Annotated in this window: 1 pseudogene; it reads left to right on the top strand. The window is 45.4% G+C overall.

Going from position 1 to position 924, the window contains the following annotated elements:
- Nucleotides 1-78: 78 nt before the first annotated feature.
- Nucleotides 79-924 (top strand): annotated as a pseudogene (locus CIK04_RS31950) (IS5/IS1182 family transposase); the annotation flags it as partial.

Below are 924 nucleotides of genomic sequence, written 5' to 3'. Positions count from 1 at the left end.
TTCAGACTGCTGACAAAGGTCTAGCTTTCGAGCTAGACCTTTGATCTAATAGGGGTATCGAAATATGGATACTCCGATATGCTTCAAGAACCCACCCCGCAACAATACGAACTGGAAATGGTGACGATGGAACAGTTAGTTCCTAAAGACCATTTAGTGCAGCAAAATCGATAATGCTATCGACTTYGAATTCATTCGTGATGAAGTYGCTCATCTTTATTGTAAAGATAATGGGTCGTCCACCTGTTGACCCTGTTCGTCTCTTCAAATCATCTTGCTTGGTTATATCTTTGGTATAAAAGTGAGCGTCAGCTCGTTAAAGAATTGAAGTGAATGTCGCTTACGTTGGTTCTTACGGATGTCATTAACAGAGAAAGTCATCCACGCTTCTACTCTAAGCCAAAACCGCATTCGTCGCTTAATGGCACGGATGTATTCGACGTATTTTATCAATATCGTAGAGCAAGCCATGACGAAAGGCTGGTCGCGGTCAAGAGCTCTTACGGACAGTACTCATCTCAAAGCGAACGCCAACAAGAATAAACACACCAATAAAGTCACGGCGGTTCGCGCGAGTGCCTATCTTGATATGCTGGATGACGACGTCGCGTTAGACCGARAAAAAGCGGGTAAGAAGCCTCTTAAGGCTACGTGAATCAGAGTCAAAACAAAGAATACCAAAMCAGCACCACTGACCCAGAGAGTGGCTTCATGACTCGTGATAATAAGCCACAAGGCTTCTTCTAYCTCGACCATCGAACCGTTGATGGTCAACACGGAATTATCCTCGATACCTATACCACCGCGGGCAACATCAATGACTCACAGCCTTACGTTCAACGCTTAGATTACACGCTTGCTACATTCCAATTGAACCCGATAGCCGTTGGACTGGATGCGGGCTACTTTACCGCTCCAGTGGCG

This window comes from Vibrio sp. 03_296 (genome assembly GCF_002265885.1).
Note: the sequence above shows the minus strand (reverse complement) of the source record. Positions and strands in the feature narration are given on the sequence as shown.